The organism is Serratia sp. EC4 (assembly GCF_059652115.1).
The window spans coordinates 534,992-551,439 of record NZ_JBNIDE010000002.1; the positions used below are offsets into that span (position 1 = coordinate 534,992).

General features: G+C 63.0%; 21 protein-coding genes. 11 read left to right on the forward strand and 10 right to left on the reverse strand.

The genetic code is table 11. The annotated features are described in order from the left end of the window. Nucleotides 1-28: 28 nt before the first annotated feature. The 4 genes from ACP39K_RS09285 to ACP39K_RS09300 are packed head-to-tail and all read left to right on the forward strand — an operon-like array spanning nucleotide 29 to nucleotide 3,681. Nucleotides 29-1,189 carry an ABC transporter permease gene (locus ACP39K_RS09285; RefSeq protein ID WP_033640954.1) on the forward strand — a complete coding sequence of 387 codons (1,161 nt, stop codon included), beginning with the start codon at nucleotides 29-31 and terminating at the stop codon, nucleotides 1,187-1,189. Next, the gene (locus ACP39K_RS09290) at nucleotides 1,186-2,121 is read left to right on the forward strand and encodes an ABC transporter ATP-binding protein (protein WP_016928556.1); all 936 of its coding nucleotides are present in this window, start codon (nucleotides 1,186-1,188) and stop codon (nucleotides 2,119-2,121) included. The genes ACP39K_RS09285 and ACP39K_RS09290 overlap by 4 nt, the downstream gene beginning before the upstream one ends. Then, nucleotides 2,118-2,891 (forward strand): ABC transporter permease, encoded by a 774-nt coding sequence (locus tag ACP39K_RS09295; protein WP_033640953.1) that lies wholly within the window; start codon nucleotides 2,118-2,120, stop codon nucleotides 2,889-2,891. Before ACP39K_RS09290 ends, ACP39K_RS09295 begins: the two co-directional genes overlap by 4 nt. A 28-nt stretch (nucleotides 2,892-2,919) precedes the next feature. Beyond that, complete coding sequence (locus ACP39K_RS09300) at nucleotides 2,920-3,681, forward strand: phosphate/phosphite/phosphonate ABC transporter substrate-binding protein (RefSeq protein WP_080286928.1); 762 nt, start codon at nucleotides 2,920-2,922, stop codon at nucleotides 3,679-3,681. A 6-nt stretch (nucleotides 3,682-3,687) separates the two neighbouring features. Here ACP39K_RS09300 and ACP39K_RS09305 read toward each other — a convergent pair whose 3' ends face one another. From ACP39K_RS09305 to ACP39K_RS09315, 3 genes are all read right to left on the reverse strand, one after another. Beyond that, nucleotides 3,688-4,407, reverse strand: coding sequence for an SDR family oxidoreductase (locus ACP39K_RS09305; protein WP_033640951.1), 720 nt, complete (start codon nucleotides 4,405-4,407; stop codon nucleotides 3,688-3,690). 106 nt (nucleotides 4,408-4,513) lie between these two features. Further along, nucleotides 4,514-4,894 carry an HVO_A0114 family putative DNA-binding protein gene (locus ACP39K_RS09310; protein WP_004939357.1) on the reverse strand — a complete coding sequence of 127 codons (381 nt, stop codon included), beginning with the start codon at nucleotides 4,892-4,894 and terminating at the stop codon, nucleotides 4,514-4,516. Then, on the reverse strand, nucleotides 4,894-5,259 hold the full coding sequence (locus ACP39K_RS09315) for a toxin-antitoxin system TumE family protein (protein WP_004939355.1): 366 nt from the start codon (nucleotides 5,257-5,259) through the stop codon (nucleotides 4,894-4,896). The genes ACP39K_RS09310 and ACP39K_RS09315 overlap by 1 nt, the downstream gene beginning before the upstream one ends. 98 nt (nucleotides 5,260-5,357) lie before the next feature. Between ACP39K_RS09315 and ACP39K_RS09320 the strand changes: the two genes are divergently transcribed. Continuing rightward, nucleotides 5,358-6,269, forward strand: a complete 912-nt coding sequence (locus ACP39K_RS09320; RefSeq protein WP_497008442.1) for a LysR family transcriptional regulator — start codon at nucleotides 5,358-5,360, stop codon at nucleotides 6,267-6,269. On the opposite strand, the gene ACP39K_RS09325 is transcribed toward ACP39K_RS09320, so the two are convergent. The 4 genes from ACP39K_RS09325 to ACP39K_RS09340 form a co-directional block, all read right to left on the reverse strand. Next, a complete protein-coding gene (locus ACP39K_RS09325) occupies nucleotides 6,257-6,433 on the reverse strand; it encodes a YohO family small membrane protein (RefSeq protein ID WP_016928550.1) in 177 nt (58 codons plus the stop codon). The genes ACP39K_RS09320 and ACP39K_RS09325 overlap by 13 nt on opposite strands. Nucleotides 6,434-6,536: 103 nt before the next feature. Further along, the gene (gene yedA / locus ACP39K_RS09330; protein WP_033640949.1) at nucleotides 6,537-7,460 is read right to left on the reverse strand and encodes a drug/metabolite exporter YedA; all 924 of its coding nucleotides are present in this window, start codon (nucleotides 7,458-7,460) and stop codon (nucleotides 6,537-6,539) included. Between the two features lie 108 nt (nucleotides 7,461-7,568). After that, nucleotides 7,569-8,063, reverse strand: coding sequence for a DUF2878 domain-containing protein (locus tag ACP39K_RS09335; RefSeq protein WP_015377128.1), 495 nt, complete (start codon nucleotides 8,061-8,063; stop codon nucleotides 7,569-7,571). A 175-nt stretch (nucleotides 8,064-8,238) separates the two neighbouring features. After that, nucleotides 8,239-8,892: a helix-turn-helix transcriptional regulator gene (locus ACP39K_RS09340; RefSeq protein WP_028127924.1), complete on the reverse strand. Its 654-nt coding sequence runs from the start codon at nucleotides 8,890-8,892 to the stop codon at nucleotides 8,239-8,241. 103 nt (nucleotides 8,893-8,995) lie between these two features. Here ACP39K_RS09340 and ACP39K_RS09345 point away from each other — a divergent pair, with 103 nt between their 5' ends. From ACP39K_RS09345 to ACP39K_RS09355, 3 genes are all read left to right on the forward strand, one after another. Continuing rightward, nucleotides 8,996-10,450, forward strand: a complete 1,455-nt coding sequence (locus ACP39K_RS09345) for an MFS transporter (RefSeq protein WP_497008443.1) — start codon at nucleotides 8,996-8,998, stop codon at nucleotides 10,448-10,450. Between the two features lie 133 nt (nucleotides 10,451-10,583). Next, nucleotides 10,584-11,153 carry a helix-turn-helix domain-containing protein gene (locus ACP39K_RS09350; RefSeq protein ID WP_411750711.1) on the forward strand — a complete coding sequence of 190 codons (570 nt, stop codon included), beginning with the start codon at nucleotides 10,584-10,586 and terminating at the stop codon, nucleotides 11,151-11,153. A 2-nt stretch (nucleotides 11,154-11,155) separates the two neighbouring features. Next, complete coding sequence (locus ACP39K_RS09355) at nucleotides 11,156-11,674, forward strand: GNAT family N-acetyltransferase (protein WP_033640946.1); 519 nt, start codon at nucleotides 11,156-11,158, stop codon at nucleotides 11,672-11,674. A gap of 3 nt (nucleotides 11,675-11,677) precedes the next feature. On the opposite strand, the gene ACP39K_RS09360 is transcribed toward ACP39K_RS09355, so the two are convergent. The 3 genes from ACP39K_RS09360 to ompC form a co-directional block, all read right to left on the reverse strand. Beyond that, nucleotides 11,678-12,508, reverse strand: a complete 831-nt coding sequence (locus ACP39K_RS09360) for a 5'-nucleotidase, lipoprotein e(P4) family (protein WP_089184367.1) — start codon at nucleotides 12,506-12,508, stop codon at nucleotides 11,678-11,680. 17 nt (nucleotides 12,509-12,525) lie between these two features. Beyond that, nucleotides 12,526-13,377 carry a GNAT family N-acetyltransferase gene (locus ACP39K_RS09365; protein ID WP_033640944.1) on the reverse strand — a complete coding sequence of 284 codons (852 nt, stop codon included), beginning with the start codon at nucleotides 13,375-13,377 and terminating at the stop codon, nucleotides 12,526-12,528. Between the two features lie 179 nt (nucleotides 13,378-13,556). Beyond that, nucleotides 13,557-14,654: a porin OmpC gene (gene ompC, locus ACP39K_RS09370; RefSeq protein ID WP_004939326.1), complete on the reverse strand. Its 1,098-nt coding sequence runs from the start codon at nucleotides 14,652-14,654 to the stop codon at nucleotides 13,557-13,559. A gap of 241 nt (nucleotides 14,655-14,895) precedes the next feature. On the opposite strand from ompC, the gene ACP39K_RS09375 reads away from it, so the two are divergent. From ACP39K_RS09375 to ACP39K_RS09385, 3 genes are all read left to right on the forward strand, one after another. Then, nucleotides 14,896-15,552: a glutathione S-transferase family protein gene (locus ACP39K_RS09375; protein ID WP_033640943.1), complete on the forward strand. Its 657-nt coding sequence runs from the start codon at nucleotides 14,896-14,898 to the stop codon at nucleotides 15,550-15,552. 124 nt (nucleotides 15,553-15,676) lie between these two features. Further along, nucleotides 15,677-16,009, forward strand: a complete 333-nt coding sequence (locus ACP39K_RS09380) for a carboxymuconolactone decarboxylase family protein (RefSeq protein ID WP_033640942.1) — start codon at nucleotides 15,677-15,679, stop codon at nucleotides 16,007-16,009. After that, nucleotides 15,999-16,391 (forward strand): tautomerase family protein, encoded by a 393-nt coding sequence (locus ACP39K_RS09385; RefSeq protein ID WP_033640941.1) that lies wholly within the window; start codon nucleotides 15,999-16,001, stop codon nucleotides 16,389-16,391. Before ACP39K_RS09380 ends, ACP39K_RS09385 begins: the two co-directional genes overlap by 11 nt. Nucleotides 16,392-16,448 lie beyond the last annotated feature (57 nt).

The window sequence follows — 16,448 nt, forward strand, 5'->3', positions numbered from 1 at the left end:
GGTAAACCGAGGGAGCCGGAGCGTTTCTTTGACTATCGCCGTAAAACATCGCGTCTTGTTGACGCTGTTCATGCTGTTGCTGCTGGCCGCCTTCGGCCTGCCGTTCCTCAGTTATGCCCCCAATCGTCTGCTGTCGGGTAAAAGCCTGTCCTTATTCTCCCTGCTGCACGGCCCGGCGCTGTGGCTGCTGTTGCCGCTGGCGGCGTTGGCGATCCTCAGCCTGTTGCCGCCGACGCGGGGACGGGCGCTGCTGACGGCGCTGGCCGCCTGCGGGGTGCTGACGCTGGCGTTCTGGATCAGCGGGCAGGCCGCCGGGCGTCTGGCGCAGGAGGGATCGCGCCTGGCACGCACCTCCTGGGGCAGCGGCTGCTGGCTGACGATGGCGCTGAGCCTGCTGATCGCCGCCGACGCCATGACGCGCCTCACCGCGTCGCATCTGCGGCGGATGCTGGGCAACGCGCTGGTGCTGGTGCCGCCGGCGCTGCTGCTGTTCGGCCATCAGCTCGATCAGCTGTCGCTGCTGAAGGAGTACCATAATCGGCAGGAAGTGTTTGACGCCGCGTTGTTGCAGCACCTGACCATTCTGCTGGCGACGATGGCCCCGGCGCTGGCGATCGGCGTGCCGCTCGGGGTGCTGTGCTTTCGTTCCGAACGCTGGCAGCGGCCGATTTTCTCCGCGCTGAACATTATCCAGACTGTGCCGTCCATCGCGCTGTTCGGCCTGCTGATCGCGCCGCTGGCGGGGCTGGCGACGGCGGTGCCCTGGCTGGCGGAGCACGGCGTCAGCGGTATCGGCATGGCGCCGGCGATCGTGGCGCTGGTGCTGTACGCGCTGTTGCCGCTGGTGCGCAGCGTGGTGGCGGGACTGCAAAGCGTGCCGGCCGGTGTGATTGAGTCCGCCACCGGCATGGGGTTGACGCGCGGGCAGATCTTCCTGCGCGTGCAGCTGCCGTTGGCGCTGCCGCTATTCCTGACCGGCGTGCGCATTCTGGCGGTGCAGACCGTCGGCATGGCGGTGGTAGCGGCGCTGATCGGCGCCGGCGGTTTTGGCGCCATCGTTTTTCAGGGGCTGCTCAGCAGCGCGCTGGATCTGGTTCTGCTGGGGGTGATCCCGGTGGTCATGATGGCGGTCATCGTCGATTCGCTGTTTAAATTTTGGGTTTCAATCCTGGACGTATCGCGCCGATGATTCACTTTGAGCAAGTCAGTAAAATTTTTCAGGGCAAGCCGGCGGTCGACGATCTCACGCTGCACATCGCCGAGGGTGAATTCACCGTGTTGATCGGCACCTCGGGTTCCGGCAAGTCCACGACGTTAAAAATGATCAATCGCCTGATCGAACACGATCGGGGCAAGATCCTCTTTGCCGGCGAAGAGATCCAGTCGTTCAAACCGCAGGATCTGCGGCGGCGCATGGGCTATGCGATCCAATCGATCGGTCTGTTCCCGCACTGGACGGTGGAGGAGAACATCGCCACCGTGCCGCAGCTGCTGAAATGGCCGCGCGCGCGCATTCGCGATCGGGTTACCGAACTGTTGGAGCTGCTGCATCTGGAGCCGGATCTGTTTCGCCGCCGCTATCCGCACCAGCTGTCCGGCGGGCAGCAGCAGCGGGTGGGGGTGGCGCGCGCGCTGGCTGCCGATCCCGAGGTGTTGCTGATGGACGAACCGTTCGGCGCGCTGGATCCGGTCACCCGAGCGGCGCTGCAGGCGGAGATCGCGCGCATCCATCAGCTCTCCGGCCGTACCATTGTGCTGGTGACGCACGATATCGACGAGGCGTTGGGCCTGGCGGATCGCCTGGTGTTGCTCGATCAGGGGCGGGTGGTGCAACAGGGCACGCCGCTGACGCTGTTGACTGCACCGGCCAACGACTTCGTGCGCGATTTCTTCGGGCGCAGCGATCGCGGCATCAAGCTGCTGTCGCTGGGTACGGTGGCGGAGCGGGTGCGGCCCGGCGTCGCCGGGGGCGAGCCGATCGCCGCCGCCATGAGTCTGCGCGAGGCGCTGTCGGTGTTTGTGGCGCGCGGCAGCGACTGCCTGCCGGTGGTGGATGAACGGGGCGAAGCGTTGGGGGTGTTGCATTTCAACGATCTGATCGCCGGGCAGGCGCTGTCATGAGCGGGCGCATCGGGCGCCTGCTGCGCGATCCGTTGCCCTGGACGCTGGCGCTGCTGTTGGCGCTGGTGTTCGGCATGGATCATCTGCGCGGCTTGTTCGCCGCCTGGTTCCCCGATCTGGAGCGGCCCATTTATCAGCAGGACAGCTTTATCGCGCTGGTGGGGGCGCACCTGTCGCTGGTGGCGATCTCCAGCCTGATCGCGGTGGCGATCGGCGTGGCGGCGGGCGTGGCTGTGACCCGACGCAGCGGCCGGGAATTTCGTTCGCTGGTGGAAACGGTGGTGGCGGTGGGGCAGACCTTCCCGCCGGTGGCGGTGTTGGCGGTGGCGGTGCCGGTGATGGGCTTCAGCGAACAGCCGGCGATCATCGCGCTGGTGCTGTACGGCCTGCTGCCGATCCTGCAGGGCACGCTGGCGGGCATCGAATCGGTGCCGCCCTCCACGCGCGAGATCGCCCGCGGCGTGGGGATGAGCGCCTGGCAAATTCTGTGGCGGGTTGAACTGCCGCTGGCGGCGCCGGTGATCGTCGCCGGGATCCGCACCTCGGTGATCATCAACATCGGCACGGCGGCCATCGCTTCCACCGTAGGCACCAAGACGCTCGGCTCGCCGATCATCATCGGCCTGAGCGGGTTTAACACCGCCTATGTGATCCAGGGCGCGGCGGTCGTGGCGCTGTTGGCTATTATCACCGATATGCTGTTCGAACGTTGGGTGCGTTATCTCACCGCCTGGCGTCAGCAGACGCTGGCGGCCACTTCGGCGGGGTAAGGGGGAAATGATGCAGGTGTCTCTACCGATGTACGGCGTTGGCCGGGAGCAGGCCGAATCCTTCTGGCAGGTGTTGCGCGACAAGCTGCTGCGGCTGGGGTTGCCGGCGGCGCCGGAACGGCTCAGCTGGCCGGACGATCTGGCGCAGCACTGGCGGCGCGACGATCTGCTGCTCAGCCAAACCTGCGGTTATCCGTTGGTCAGCACCTTGCCGCAGGTGCAGCTAATCGGCACCTACCACTACCGGGTGGAAGGGTGCGACGGGCCGAATTACCGCAGCTGGCTGGTGGTGCGCGCGGACGATCCCGGCGAGCGGCTGGCGGATTTTCGCGGCCGAACGGCGGCGTATAACAGCACCGATTCCCAGTCCGGCTACAACGGCCTGCGCGCGCTGATCGCGCCGCTGGCGCAGGACGGGAAATTCTTCGGGGCGGCTATCGCCTCCGGCGCGCATTATCAGTCACTGAAGCTGATCCGCAGCGGGCAGGCGGATATCGCCGCCATCGATTCGATCAGCATGGAACTGCTGCGCCGCGCGCAGCCACAGGCGCTGGAGGGGCTGAAAATCATCGGCCGCACGGCTGCGGTGCCGGGCCTGCCGTTGATCACCGCAGCCGGCACGCCGCCGGAACAGGTGGAAATCCTGCGCGCCGGCGCCCGAGCGATGCTGGATGAGGCGGTCAGCGACCGCCTGCTGATCGGCGATTTCAGCCTGGTGCCGCGTTCGGCCTACCAGATTATCACCGTGCTGGAACAGCAGGCCGCCGCGCAGGGCGTGACGGCGCTCTAGCCGCCGTTACAGCAGGCCGCCGCCGTCGATGTCGATCACGCTGCCGGTGACGAAGCCGTTCTCCATCGCCAGCAGATAACCCGCCGCGACGTCGGCCGCCTGGCCGACCCTGCCGACCGGCAGGCTGACGCTTACGCGCTCGAACAGCGCCTGACGCTGCGCGGCGCTCATGCCGTCGTAGGCTTCGGTGGCGGTGATGCCGGGGCTGACCACGTTCACCCGCCGCGGCGCCAGCTCCTTCGCCAGCTGTTTGCCGACCGCTTCCAGCGCGGCGTTGATGGCGGTTTTGACCAACTGACCGTTGAGGTATTTACGCGACAGCTGGCCGGAGGTCAGGGTGATCGAGCCCTGCGGCCCCAGCGTCGGCAGCGCGGCCTGCACCGCGCGCAAGCTGCCCCAGAATTTGACGTTGAAGTCGGCCTGCGCCTGCTCAAAAGCAGTCTCCGCCAGCGGCTTCGCGTCCACCAACGGCCCGGCGGTGATCACCAGATGGTCGAAAGCGCCGACGGCGGCAAACAGCGCATGCAGCGACGCTTCATCGGTCAGATCGACCTGCATCAGATGCAGCGCGTCGTTTTTCTCCCCGGCATGGGGAAGGCGGCGCGAAGCCAGCACCACTTCAGCGCCGCGCGCCGCCGCCGCGTAGGCCACCGCGGCGCCAATGCCGCTGGTGCCGCCCAAGATCACCAGTTTTTTTTGTTTCAGGGGGGAGTCAGGAATCGTCATGTTAAGGCCTCTTTTTAGGTAAGTTTCAACGGGATCTATCTTTCCTGATTGAAAATCACCTAACAATCGGCCTTACTGATAAACACTTATTAATAAATATTAAAGATCATGCCGCGCTAAAGCGGGCGTTTAGCTTCTGATCCACGATGATTTCGAAATCGGTAAACAGCGCTCGGGGTTTCACTGAACGCCCCTGTTTTTCCAGTGCCACCAGGCCGTGCCCGCTCAGCGTTTTCAGCGTGGTGGACAGATTGCTGACCTGGCGCCCCGACAGTTCGGCCAACTGGCTGATGGTCTCGGGGCGGGCAGTGTCGATCAGACGCAGCAGGGCAATATTCTCGTTGCTGAGCACTTGGGCCAGCGCAATCATCGACGTAAACCACACTTTGGGCTCACGTTCCTGTGGCTGGTATTCCCCTTTTGCGATCGCCAGTGTGCGTTTGCGAATCAGTTCTTCAGGCATCACGCCAATCAGTGCTTTCATCATCAACCTCGGTTTTCTCTCTTGCGTATGACTTCGTCTATCCGGGTAAAAAAATCTTCCACCAACTGATAGGCGGAATGAAACTCGTAGGGTGAGCCTTTGTCCGTCGGGGAGTCATGTTGGTGATCGTAAACGACGCGGCCTGAAAATTTACCTTTGCGGGGTGTTTTAATGGCATGCGCGTTATCTATGCCAAAAACCCGGGTATTGTGGTTATCATGCAAGGTTAAATTGTAACGGATGCCGTGAGGGATAAAGGCCGTTTGGGTCACCGTCCAAGCCTCGATTTTCCACCAATAGCCATCCTCACGATTGACCCGCGTGCCATGCAGGCTAAGGATGTAGTCCAGTCCGTTGTGTTCATCCATTGATCAAAGCTCCATTTATTATGATCTAATCATAACCATTGGGCGTTTTATCGTCAATCCGATACGCCGTGAATCCGGCTCTCTAAGAAGGGAAATACATGACCTCATTTGTCGATCTCGAGGTGTTTGTCCGCACGGTGGACGGCGGCAGTTTTTCCGCCGCGGCGCGCGCGCTGGATATGACGCCGGCGGCGGCCAGCATCGCGGTGAAAAGGCTGGAGCAGCAGTTGGGCGCGCGGCTGTTGGTGCGTTCCACCCGCAGCCTGAGGTTAACGGAGGAGGGGGCTCGCTATCTCGACAGCGCGCGCCTGGCGCTGGGCGCGTTAGCCGAAGGAGAGCAGGCGATCCGCGAGAAGCATCAGGGGCTGTCCGGGGTGCTGCAGATTTCCGCGCCGTCGGATTTTGGCCGCAATTTGCTGCTCGGCTGGCTGGATGAGTTCCGCTTGCAGCATCCGCATATTCAGCTGCAGCTTCTGATCAACGATCGGCAGGCCGACCTGTTACGCGAACCGGTGGACGTGGCGTTGCGCTTCGGGCCGCTGGCCGACTCTTCGCTGGTGGCGCTGCCGATCTTGCCGCAGCATCGGCGGTTGATCTGCGCCAGCCCGGATTACCTGCGGCGGCACGGCGCGCCGCAAACGCCGGCCGATCTGGTTCGGCACAGCATTCTGGTGTATCAGCCCAGCGGCAAACGGCAGGTGGAATGGCGGCTGTGGCGCGGTGAGGAGCTGGTCGAGCTGCCGCTGAACGGCAGCTATTTTACCGATGACGGGGAGGTAGCGCGGCGCTGGGCGCTGGGCGGGCACGGCGTGGTGCGCAAGTCGGCGATCGACGTGGCGGCGGATATTCGCGCCGGGCGGTTGGTGCAGCTGTTGCCGGAATGGCGCAGCGACGCGGTGCCGATCAATCTGGTCTGCCCGCATCGTTCGCAGGTGTCGGAGCGCGTCAGGCAGCTGCAGCGCTTTTTACAGCAGCGCTGCCAGCGCTGGATGGACGATCACTTGGCCTGAAGGGTTTCGGTTTGCGCCGGCGTAGCGGCGGCATCCCCGGCAGGCGCGCTTTCTTCGTGCGGGGTGGTGGAACGGGTGTAGATGTTCAGCCCGGCGAGGAATACGCCGCCCAGAGAACCGAAGGCGCACAGGGCGATGACGATGACGAACGCTTTTTTCAGCATAGGAATAATTTCGCAGGTTGCTTGGAACAGCGGGAATTATAGCCCCTTCGCCGGGTGAAACAAGAATCGTTTTTAACGGCGGCCCGCAGACCGCCCTTTGTGATCATCGCCGTTCGCAGTCGATGGCCTGCACGTTGGCCGGACGGGCGAACAGGTATTTTCCCAGCGTCACCAGCACCACCGCCGCCACGATGATCACCAGCGCCAGCCACTCGCGCGGCGCCAGCGATTCGCCGGCAAAACCGATGCCGAGCAGCACCGCCACCACCGGGTTGACGTAGGCGTAGCTGGTGGCGACCGCCGGGCGCACGTTCTTCAACAAGAACATATAGGCGCTGATCGCCAGCATCGAACCAAAGACGATCAGATAGCCCAGCGCCAGAAAGCCGCCGGTGCTCGGCATCTGAGTGAGGCGCTCGCCGCTCAGCTGGCTGGCTGCCAATAACGCCACGCCGGCGACCAGCATCTCCGCCGCGCCGGCCATCGGCCCGGCCGGCAGCGAGATGCGCGATCCCAAGACCGACCCAAAGGCCCAGCTGGCCGACGCCAGCAAAATCAGCAGCGCGCCGGTCGGGTTGCCCACCAGGTTGTTGCCGGTGTTGAGCAGCACGATGCCCACCAATCCGAGCGCGATGCCGGCCCATTCCAGTTTGGTGTTGCGCATGCCCCACAGCAGGCTGAAGCAGAGGGTGAACAGCGGCACCGTCGCCACCATCACCGCGGCGATGCCGGACGGCACCTGTTGGTGTTCCGCCACCGTCACCAGGCCGTTGCCCACCGCCAGCAGCAGAATGCCGATAGCGCCGGCGGCCAGCCACTGCTTCAGCGTCGGCAGCGCGTGGCCGCGCCAGGCCAGGAAACTGAACAGCACGATACCGGCGATCAGAAAACGAATGCCGGCCATCATCAGCGGCGGCCACTGCGCGACGCCGAGGCGAATGACGAAATAGGTGGAACCCCAAACGATATATAACGTGAACAACGCCCCGATCAACGGCAGGACGCTACGGCTTTGTTGGCTAAGCATAGGATTGTATTTTGCGGGAATGATTATTATTAGAACGCTCAGTAAACCCGATCGGGCAACCGATAAGCAATGGCCTTCGGCATTATTTTTCCGGCGGCTGAAAGCCGTTCAATGGCCTTGCTGTTTCCACTGCAGCCAGCTGACGGCCGGCAGGTAAATCGACCAGCCGACGGCCAGCAGCAGCAGCATGAACTCGGGCGGCACGCCGGGCAACAAGGCGTCCAGCTTCCAGGACACGGCGTAGGCGAAGGGGCCGACGGCGGCGCCCAACACCGCCAGCGGCCAGGGGGCCGCTCTGACGACGTCCAGCAACCAATACCACCAGCAGCCGAAGCCGATCCACAGCGCGATGGTCCAGAGCGGCAGGCCGTGTTGCCCGCTGTAGTGCAGCACGCCGCTGTAGCTCCACAGCCCATCCATGCCGATACCGCCCAGGGCGGCCAGGGCCGCGCCTTTGCGGCGGGCGGCAGGGGTAAAGATCAGCGCCAGCGCCGCGCCGGCCAGCAGTATGCCGTTGAGCCGATCGCGAGTCAGCAGCGCCAGCAGCCAGCAAACGCCCAGTCCCAGCGTCGCCAGCCAGAATCCGGCATGCGGCTTCTTCATCGTTCAACTCCCGTGGGGTTACTCTGCCGCTGCGCTAAGCGCCGACGGATTTGCCAGAGCGGGCGCGAGGCCCGCTGTTTGCCTGAATATTCGTTAGTTCAACCTTAGAAGGGAAGGTGCGGGGTGCACAAGCAGAATAATCTGTACCGGTTGAAAACGTGGGCAAAAACCGGTGTTACAGGCGTGAAATCCGGTAGGCGCAGCGGCGCGAGCCGGCCAAAATGTGTTCGGCGCGCTCCACCTGCGCCTGCAGCACTTCGGTGAAGATGCTTAATTCCGCCCGGCAGAAGCCCTGGCAGACGGTGGCGGCGGCGCAGATCGGGCAGTGGTTTTCCACCAGCAGATAGGAACCGTCCTCCTCCTGGCGCCATTCGGCCATATACCCTTCGCGGCAGCGGATCTCGGTCAGGCGCGCCACGCGTTCGCGCAGTTCGGTGGCGCCGATCATCGCCTGCTTGTAGTTGATGCGGTTTTCCTGCTCGCGGCTCTCGATCAGCACGTCGATCGCCTGTTCGCCCAGCTTGTCGCGCACGGTGCGCAGCAGCTGCACCGTCAGATCCGCATGGGTATCGGGAAAGCGCGCGTTGCCGGCCGAGGTCAAATGCCACAGCTGCACCGGGCGGCCCACGCCGCGCGTTTCCGCCACCGCTTCGACCAACCCCTCTTTCGCCAGCTTGACGAACTGCTGGCGGGCCGCCTCACCGGTGGTGCCGAGCACCTTTCCTGCGTCAGAAGCTAGCTGCGGGCCGCGGGTTTTCAATAACGTCAGCAAGCGGTCACTGACCGATTGTGCGGTGCCGCCGCTATTTTCCAAGTTTATTCTTGACATATTTCTCCGCCTCGCCCTAACTTATTCCAAGATAACTCTTGTTAAATTTAACGCAATCTTATGACCAACTCAATGCCATTCCTCTGAAAACAGGACGACAACCGTGATAACCCATGACGATAGCCGCTGGAGCGACCTTTTCTCCGGCAAAAATGCGGCCAGTGCGATCGCGCTCTCGCTCGGCGTGGCGCTGCATGCCATCAATATTCTGGTCGCCACCACCATTCTGCCCTCGGTGGTGCAGGATATCGGCGGGCTGGATCTCTATGCCTGGAACACCACGCTGTTCGTGGTGGCGTCGATCCTCGGCTCCGCGCTGTCGGCCCGGTTGCTCAGCGGCTATGGCGCACGCAGCGCCTATCTGGTGGCTTCGCTGTTCTTTATCGCCGGGGCGACGCTGTGCGCGCTGGCGCCGAGCATGCCGGTGATGCTGATCGGCCGCACGGTGCAGGGCTTCGGCGGCGGGCTGATCTTTGCGCTCTCCTACGCGATGATCAACCTGGTGTTCGAGCAGCGATTGTGGCCGCGCGCCATGGCGCTTATCTCGGCGATGTGGGGCATCGCCACCCTGGTGGGGCCGGCGGTGGGCGGCATTTTCGCCGAGCTGCACGCCTGGCGTTGGGCCTTCGGCATTCTGCTGCCGATCATGGCGCTGTACGCTGCGTTTACCTTCCTGATCCTGCCCAAGGGCAAGGCGCAGCAGGCGGCCGCGCCGTTGCCGACTGCGCAACTGCTGTTGCTGACCGTGGCGGTGCTGGTGGTGTCCGCCGGCAGCCTGGCGCACAGCGCCTGGATCAACCTGGCGGGCATCGCGCTTTCGCTGGTGCTGATGGCCTGGCTGATGAAGCGTGAAGCGCACGCGCGCGCCCGCCTGTTGCCGCATGGCGCATTGCGGCGCGGCTCATCGCTGGCGGCGTTGTACATCACGACCGCGTTGCTGGTGATCGGCATGACCAGCGAAATCTTCGTGCCCTATTTCCTGCAGCTGCTGCACGGCCAGTCGCCGCTGATCTCCGGCTATATCGCCGCCGCCATGGCCGCCGGCTGGACGCTGTCCGAGATCCTCAGCTCCGGCTGGCGTGGGGCGGGCATTCGCCGGGCGATCGTCAGCGGGCCGCTGTTTGTGCTGGTAGGCCTGCTGGCACTGGCGATCCTGATGCCGACGCCGTCCGGCGGCCACTGGCAGGCGCTGGCGCCGATCGTCATTGCGCTATTGCTGGTGGGATTCGGCATCGGCTTCGGTTGGCCGCACCTGCTGACGCGCATTTTGCAGGTGGCGCCTGAAGCGGACAAAGATATCGCCGGCGCTTCAATTACCACGGTGCAGCTGTTCGCCACCGCATTCGGCGCGGCGCTGGCCGGGATGATCGTCAATCTGGCGGGGCTGAACGATCCGGGCGGCGCGACGGGCGCGGCATCGGCGGCGCGTTGGCTGTTCCTGGCGTTCGCGCTGGCGCCGCTGCTGGCGGTATTCAGCGCCTGGCGCTGCGCGGCGATCGCGCCGCCGGGGGCCGAAACGGGCAATTTTGTACAAACCCCGCCCTCGCGCGAGAGCTAGAGCGCTTCTCCTCACCTGGTGATATTCGCGGTGATCCAGGCGTTATTCCTGCGCGACATTTTAAAATCCGCTTGCTATATCTCTAATTTGAGATTATTTCTCTTATATGGGATTTTTAAGCGGAGTATGAACGATGGATAACGGTTTGGAGACGGCCGACCTGAGGTTGGCGCAGCGGCTGGCGGATTTGCGCCAGCAGCGGGCGTGGTCGCTGGAGGAGTTGGCGCAGCGCACCGGCCTTAGCCGGGCGACGCTCTCGCGGGTGGAGCGCGCCGAGACCAGCCCGACGGCATCGTTGCTGAACCGGCTGTGCGCCGCCTACGGGTTAACCATGTCGCGCCTGTTGAGCGAAATCGAAGACGAACCGCCGGAGCTGCTGCGGCCGCTGCAACAACCGGTGTGGGTCGATCGCGCCAGCGGTTTTCACCGTCGCTCCGTTTCCCCGCCTGCCGCGCTGTATAAGGCCGAGTTTATCGAAGCCCGGCTTGATGCTGGCGCGCAGATCGATTACGACCTGCCGTCGATTCCGGCGCTGGAACATCACCTTTGGTTGCTGTCCGGGCAGTTGGAATTGACCCTGGAAGGGCGCGTTTTCCGGCTGTCGGCCGGCGACTGCCTGCGCTACCGCCTGTTCGGCGCCTCCCGTTTCCATGTCCCCGGCGATGAGCCGGCCCATTACACCCTCGTTATCTGCAGGCCATAGCCATGATTGAATTGCAACAGTGGGACGCCGACGCGGCGCAAAGCGCCATTGCCGACTTGGCCGAGATGCTGCACGCCAGCGTGGCGCACGGCGCCAGCATCGGTTTTGTCATGCCCTTTACGCAGGAACAGGCGCAGGCATTTTGGCAGGGGTTGCTGCCGGCCATCGCGCGGGGAGAGCGTGCGATGCTGGTGGCGCTCGCGAACGGCCGGCCGGTCGGCACCGTGCAGCTGTTACTGGCGATGCCGGACAACGGCCGCCACCGCGCGGAAGTGGTCAAGCTGATGGTGCACCCGCAGGCGCGGCGGCAGGGCGTCGCCCGGTTGTTGATGCAGGAAGTGCAGGCGCTGGCGGCGCGTCATTGCCGCAGCCTGTTGGTGCTGGATACTCTGAGCGGCAGCGCGGCGCAGGGGCTGTACCGTCAACTGGGGTTCGAGGCGGCGGGCGACATCCCGCAATACGCCCGCGCCAGCGACGGCGGGGCGTTGGAGGCCACCTGCTATATGTACAAACTGCTGTGAGGCTTAGCGCCCGCGCCAGGCCTTGATCGCCTGTTGGCGCACCTGCAGCTTCTGTTGCGGCGTCAGCTTGTTGTAGTCGCGAGCCAGGCCGCTTTCCCAATCGCCGTACAGCGGGTTGGGCAGCACGATGAATTCGGTGCCGAACTTGCCCTGATTCTCGCTGACGAACGCCCGGCGCTGCGCATTGTCCTGGTGGTAAGTCGCGGCGCCGAAGTCGTTCAGGTTGTCGCCTGCGTACACCACGATGTCATAGCCGGCTTGTTTGATGGCGTCGAAGCGCGCCTGCTTATTGGAGGTATCGGTGCTGAGCAGCACGGTTTTTTCCGACATGCCGGTGAATCCGAGTTTCTGCATGTTGGCCACCGTGGCGGCGTATTCGCTCTGCTTGCGGTTCGAGACGTAGAACATCGTCCCCTGGTGGGCGTTAACGTAGCGGGCAAACGACACTGCGCCCGGCACCGCGCCGGCCTGTTCGGCCTGCGTCCATTGGGCCCAGGTGGCGCCGTCGTACGGCTGGCCGTGCTGTGCCTGCCAGCCGGAGTAGGCGCTGTTGTCCAACAGGGTTTCATCCAGATCGACCACCACCGCCTTTTTGCGGCCCGGCGCGGTCTTGGCCTGATCGAAGGCGCGTTGCGCGCTGTTGAACGCCTGATGCGCCAGCGCCTGGTATTCGCCGGACTGTTGGAACCAGTTCACCGCCAGCACCGACTGATCCGCCAGCCGCTGCTGGGCCTGGGCGTCGGTGTGCGGCGGCTGCGCACAACCGGCCAACGTCAGCAGCGCGACGCCAACCGCCGCGCCGAGGGTGAGTTTCTTTGCCTGTTTTCCTGCCATCGTTATCTCTCTCGGTTTTATTTTTGTGGGCTGTCCAGCAGCATATCCATCTCGAACTGGCGCAGGGGATCCTGCCGCCAGCCAAGATGCGTAAAGAAGGGGGCGGCCACCTCGGGCACAAAAACGTTGGCGGTCAGCGGCAAAGGGGCGAACTGCGCTTGCAGGGCGGCCAGCAAGGCGCGGGCATGCCCCTGGCCGCGGTGCTGCGGCGGCACGTAGATCAGGCGCAGCCAGCAGTGCTCGGCGCCGGGCATCACCACGGCGTAGGCCTGACGATTGAGCGTATAGGCTCGCGGTGTGCCCGGCAGCTTGAACAGCGATTCGGGGGCAATCAGCCAGGGCAGGTCGGTGGCGCCTTCCGCCGTCAGGCGGTGGCTGACGGTCAGCGGATCGACCGCCTGCAGCGCCGCCGTGCCTGGCGGCACTTCCGCCGGCGCCTGATGGCCGGTCAGGGTGCGCACGATGCGCAGCCCGGCGCGATGGTATAGCGCCAGCGCGGCGTCGTTGCCTTCGATCACTTCCAGCGACAGCCGATGGTCGCCGCGTTGGCGGGCATCCGCCACCAGCCGCTGCATCAGCGCCTTGCCCAGCCCCTGGCCGCGCATCTCCGGGCGCACGGAAAAAGCCGCAACCCGGCTGTGACGGCCACGGCGGGCGATCAGCGCCACCGCCACCGGTTCATGGCGGTGGGTGACGATCAGGCTGTCGTTCAGGCTGAGATCTTCGGCGCCGAAGCGGGCGGCGAAAGTCGATCCGTCGAGCACGAAACGCACGATGTAGTTTTCAAAACAGTGGTTGAGGATGTTGGCCAGTTCGTCGCTGCTGTAGCGCAAAGCGTTGTGGTAGTCGAAGCGTCCGTCGTTATGCATGGCTGATTCCGCTCGGGGGAAAGCTATACATGTAGACCCGTTTGTTTTGCAAGGCAAGCGGGGGGATTCGCTGGCGGGGAAAATAAAAACAAAAAAGCCGGACGCAGCCGCCCGGCGAAATAAAACTCTGGGTATCAAGTGATGCTAAAGTTTGCAGTGGTGGTTATTCATTCATCACATCAGAACTGGTAGGTCAGGGCGACAACAACGACGTCGTCGTTTTTCAGACCCAGTTTGTTGTCGTCATCAAGCTGGTTGATTTTATATTCGACATAAGTGGACATGTTTTTGTTGAAGTAATAGGTCGCCGCGACGTCGAAATATTTAACCAGATCGACGTCGCCGATGCCTTCAATATCTTTGCCTTTCTGCTGAACGTAACCCAGCGATGGGCGCAGACCGAAGTCGAACTGATATTGCGCGACCAATTCAATCCCTTCCGCTTTATTGGCGAAGCCGCTAACGGAGGTCGAGTTATTATTGATGGTGGCGGTGCCGGAAATAGGCGCGATATTGCGGCTCTGCGAATAAGTCGCGGCCAGGTAGACATTGTTGTTGTCGTATTTCAGACCGCCGGCCCAGATATCGGCCTTGTCGCCTTTACCGAAGGTGCCCGCCTTTTGCGTGGCGGTGCGGTTGGAAGAGGCATAGGCGGCGCCCACGCTCAGGCCGTCGATGATTTCATAGCTGGAGGAGAGACCCCAGCCGTCGCCGTTCGCCTTGCTGGCGGAGCGGCCGTCGTTTTCGTTCTTGCCCTGGTACTGCACGGCAAATTTCAGGCCATCAACCAAACCGAAGAAGTTGTTATTACGGTAGGTGGCGACGCCATTGGTACGGCCGTTCATAAAGTTGTCGGTCTTGATATAAGCATCATCGCCGAATTCAGGGATCATATCCGTCCAGGCGCCAACGTCGTAAATGATGCCGTAGTTGCGACCGTAGTCGAAGGAGCCGAGATCCTTATATTTCAGACCGGCGAAGCCCAGACGCGTTTTGGTGTCTTTGGTGCCGTCGGATTCAGAATGGTTGGCGGCGATCTGATATTCCCACTGGCCATAGCCGGTCAGCATATCGTTAATCTGAGTCGCGCCTTTAAAGCCGATACGGACGTAAGTTTTATCACCGTCGTTGCCGGCATCATCGGAGAAATAATGCAGGGCTTTCACACGACCGTAAAAATCGAGCTTGTTGCCGTCTTTATTGTAGATTTCTGCTGCCTGTGCCGCTTGCGCAAGTAAAAGTGCCGGAATAATAACGGCCAGAAGATTACGTTTCATGGGTTACCCTGCTTTATTCGATTGAAAGACGCTTATCATCAGTTGCATTGCTGTTTTACTGTGCCGCCTGATTGTTGGCGGCGGAGAATTTTTACCGTAGTAATGTGATCTATTTATGACAAAAAATTCATTTTCATGTCGAACGATTAAAAAAGTCGCGCAAAGGGTGAATTTTTTCTTCAGCCGATGGTCGGCGGCTGGTCTACAGTTACCGATACCTTGTTCCGCTGCGGGAGGAATCATGCACGATACTTATACTTTGTTCGGTACGCAGGGCTGCGGCTCGACCATCGTGGCCGCCGCGTTGGCGTTGACCGCTTTCCCCTGGGGCTATGAGGAGGTGGATTACACGCAGGACGGCCCGGAGCGCGATCGCCTGCTGGCGCTGAACCCGCTGGGTCAGGTGCCCACCTTAGTGCTGCCCAATGACGAAGTGATGACGGAGAGCGCGGCGATTATCCTGCTGCTGCACGATCGCGCACCGCATGCCGAACTGGCGCCGCCCGGCGGTTCGCCGCTGTTGCCGCGTTTTCTGCGCTGGCTGCTGTTCATCAACGCGGAGATTTACCCCACCTTCACCTATGCCGACCATCCGCAGCGCTGGCAGCCGCAGGCAGCAGGGGCGGAACAGCTGAAAAACGCGGTAATGGATTATCGCGAGCGTTTATTGCGGCAGTTGAACGCCGCCGCAGGCGCGTCTGGCCCGTGGTTTCTCGGCAAGAGCTTCAGCGCGCTGGATCTGTACCTGGCGGTAATGTGCAACTGGCGGCCGGGCCGCGCGTGGTTCCGGCAACACTGCCCGCGACTGTACGCCATTGCCGAACGGGTGGAACAGCGGCCGGAGCTGAATGCGCTGCTGAGCGCCCATTTCGACGGCGTTGCCCCGCTGGAACCGTGACATCGCCCCGCCGCCCGGCGGGGAACCCTCCCGTTTTTCTGAACTGAGACTGCCGAAAATCCCGATTTTCACTCGCCTCGCTGGCGGGTAGCGTAAGGCTATCCGCAACTGACAGGAGAGTGTGATGCCATCAAAATCCCAGGCCGGGCAACAGGCGTTCGGCGATATCGCCCCCAAGCTGGCGCAGCTCAGCGACAGCGTCTTGTTTGACGATGTCTGGCAGCGGCCGGCGCTGAGCCCGCGCGAACGCAGCCTGATCACCGTCGCCGCGCTGGTGGCGCTTAACCGCGTGGAACAGCTGCCGTTTCACCTGCAACTGGCTCAGCGCAACGGCGTGGCGCATCAGCAGCTGGCTGAGCTCATCACCCACCTGGCGTTCTACGCCGGCTGGCCCGCGGCGGCGTCGGCCGTGGCGCGCCTGCGCGAGCTGGAACCGGAGGCGCCCCATGCCGTTTAGCCGCATCGCCCTGCATCAGGGCAAGTCCGCCGACTATCTGCAAACCTTGTCCGACAGCCTGCATCAGGCGCTGGTGGAGGCGTTCGACGTGCCGCCGGCGGACAAATTTCAGGTGATCGATCAATACCGCCCCGGCGAGCTTATCTACGATCGCGACTATCTCGGCGGGCCGCGCAGCGCGGATTTCGTGCTGTTTTACATCACCGCCGGGCGGCCGCGCGACAGCGACACCAAGCGGCGTTTCTACCGACGGCTGGCGGCGCTGCTGGCGGAAAAGCTGCGGCTGAACCCCGAGGATGTGATGGTGGTGATCGCCACCACCCAGTTGGACGAGTGGTCGTTCGGCGGCGGGCGCGCCTCAATGATCGATCCGCAGGCGTAACTCGGGCTGACGTCGTCGGCGGTCTGTGGGACAATAGCGCCATCATTTCGTTTAGAT

Coding starts and splice junctions, on each gene's coding strand:
- ACP39K_RS09365 (WP_033640944.1), bottom strand. CDS start 13,377: ATGCATAACGACGGACGCTTCGACTACCACAACGCTTTGCGCTACAGC.
- ACP39K_RS09300 (WP_080286928.1), top strand. CDS start 2,920: ATGTACGGCGTTGGCCGGGAGCAGGCCGAATCCTTCTGGCAGGTGTTG.
- ACP39K_RS09375 (WP_033640943.1), top strand. CDS start 14,896: ATGCACGATACTTATACTTTGTTCGGTACGCAGGGCTGCGGCTCGACC.
- ACP39K_RS09290 (WP_016928556.1), top strand. CDS start 1,186: ATGATTCACTTTGAGCAAGTCAGTAAAATTTTTCAGGGCAAGCCGGCG.
- yedA (WP_033640949.1), bottom strand. CDS start 7,460: ATGCTTAGCCAACAAAGCCGTAGCGTCCTGCCGTTGATCGGGGCGTTG.
- ACP39K_RS09325 (WP_016928550.1), bottom strand. CDS start 6,433: ATGCTGAAAAAAGCGTTCGTCATCGTCATCGCCCTGTGCGCCTTCGGT.
- ACP39K_RS09305 (WP_033640951.1), bottom strand. CDS start 4,407: ATGACGATTCCTGACTCCCCCCTGAAACAAAAAAAACTGGTGATCTTG.
- ACP39K_RS09320 (WP_497008442.1), top strand. CDS start 5,358: ATGACCTCATTTGTCGATCTCGAGGTGTTTGTCCGCACGGTGGACGGC.
- ACP39K_RS09360 (WP_089184367.1), bottom strand. CDS start 12,508: ATGGCAGGAAAACAGGCAAAGAAACTCACCCTCGGCGCGGCGGTTGGC.
- ACP39K_RS09355 (WP_033640946.1), top strand. CDS start 11,156: ATGATTGAATTGCAACAGTGGGACGCCGACGCGGCGCAAAGCGCCATT.
- ompC (WP_004939326.1), bottom strand. CDS start 14,654: ATGAAACGTAATCTTCTGGCCGTTATTATTCCGGCACTTTTACTTGCG.
- ACP39K_RS09335 (WP_015377128.1), bottom strand. CDS start 8,063: ATGAAGAAGCCGCATGCCGGATTCTGGCTGGCGACGCTGGGACTGGGC.
- ACP39K_RS09340 (WP_028127924.1), bottom strand. CDS start 8,892: ATGTCAAGAATAAACTTGGAAAATAGCGGCGGCACCGCACAATCGGTC.
- ACP39K_RS09350 (WP_411750711.1), top strand. CDS start 10,584: ATGGATAACGGTTTGGAGACGGCCGACCTGAGGTTGGCGCAGCGGCTG.
- ACP39K_RS09385 (WP_033640941.1), top strand. CDS start 15,999: ATGCCGTTTAGCCGCATCGCCCTGCATCAGGGCAAGTCCGCCGACTAT.
- ACP39K_RS09315 (WP_004939355.1), bottom strand. CDS start 5,259: ATGGATGAACACAACGGACTGGACTACATCCTTAGCCTGCATGGCACG.
- ACP39K_RS09295 (WP_033640953.1), top strand. CDS start 2,118: ATGAGCGGGCGCATCGGGCGCCTGCTGCGCGATCCGTTGCCCTGGACG.
- ACP39K_RS09380 (WP_033640942.1), top strand. CDS start 15,677: ATGCCATCAAAATCCCAGGCCGGGCAACAGGCGTTCGGCGATATCGCC.
- ACP39K_RS09310 (WP_004939357.1), bottom strand. CDS start 4,894: ATGATGAAAGCACTGATTGGCGTGATGCCTGAAGAACTGATTCGCAAA.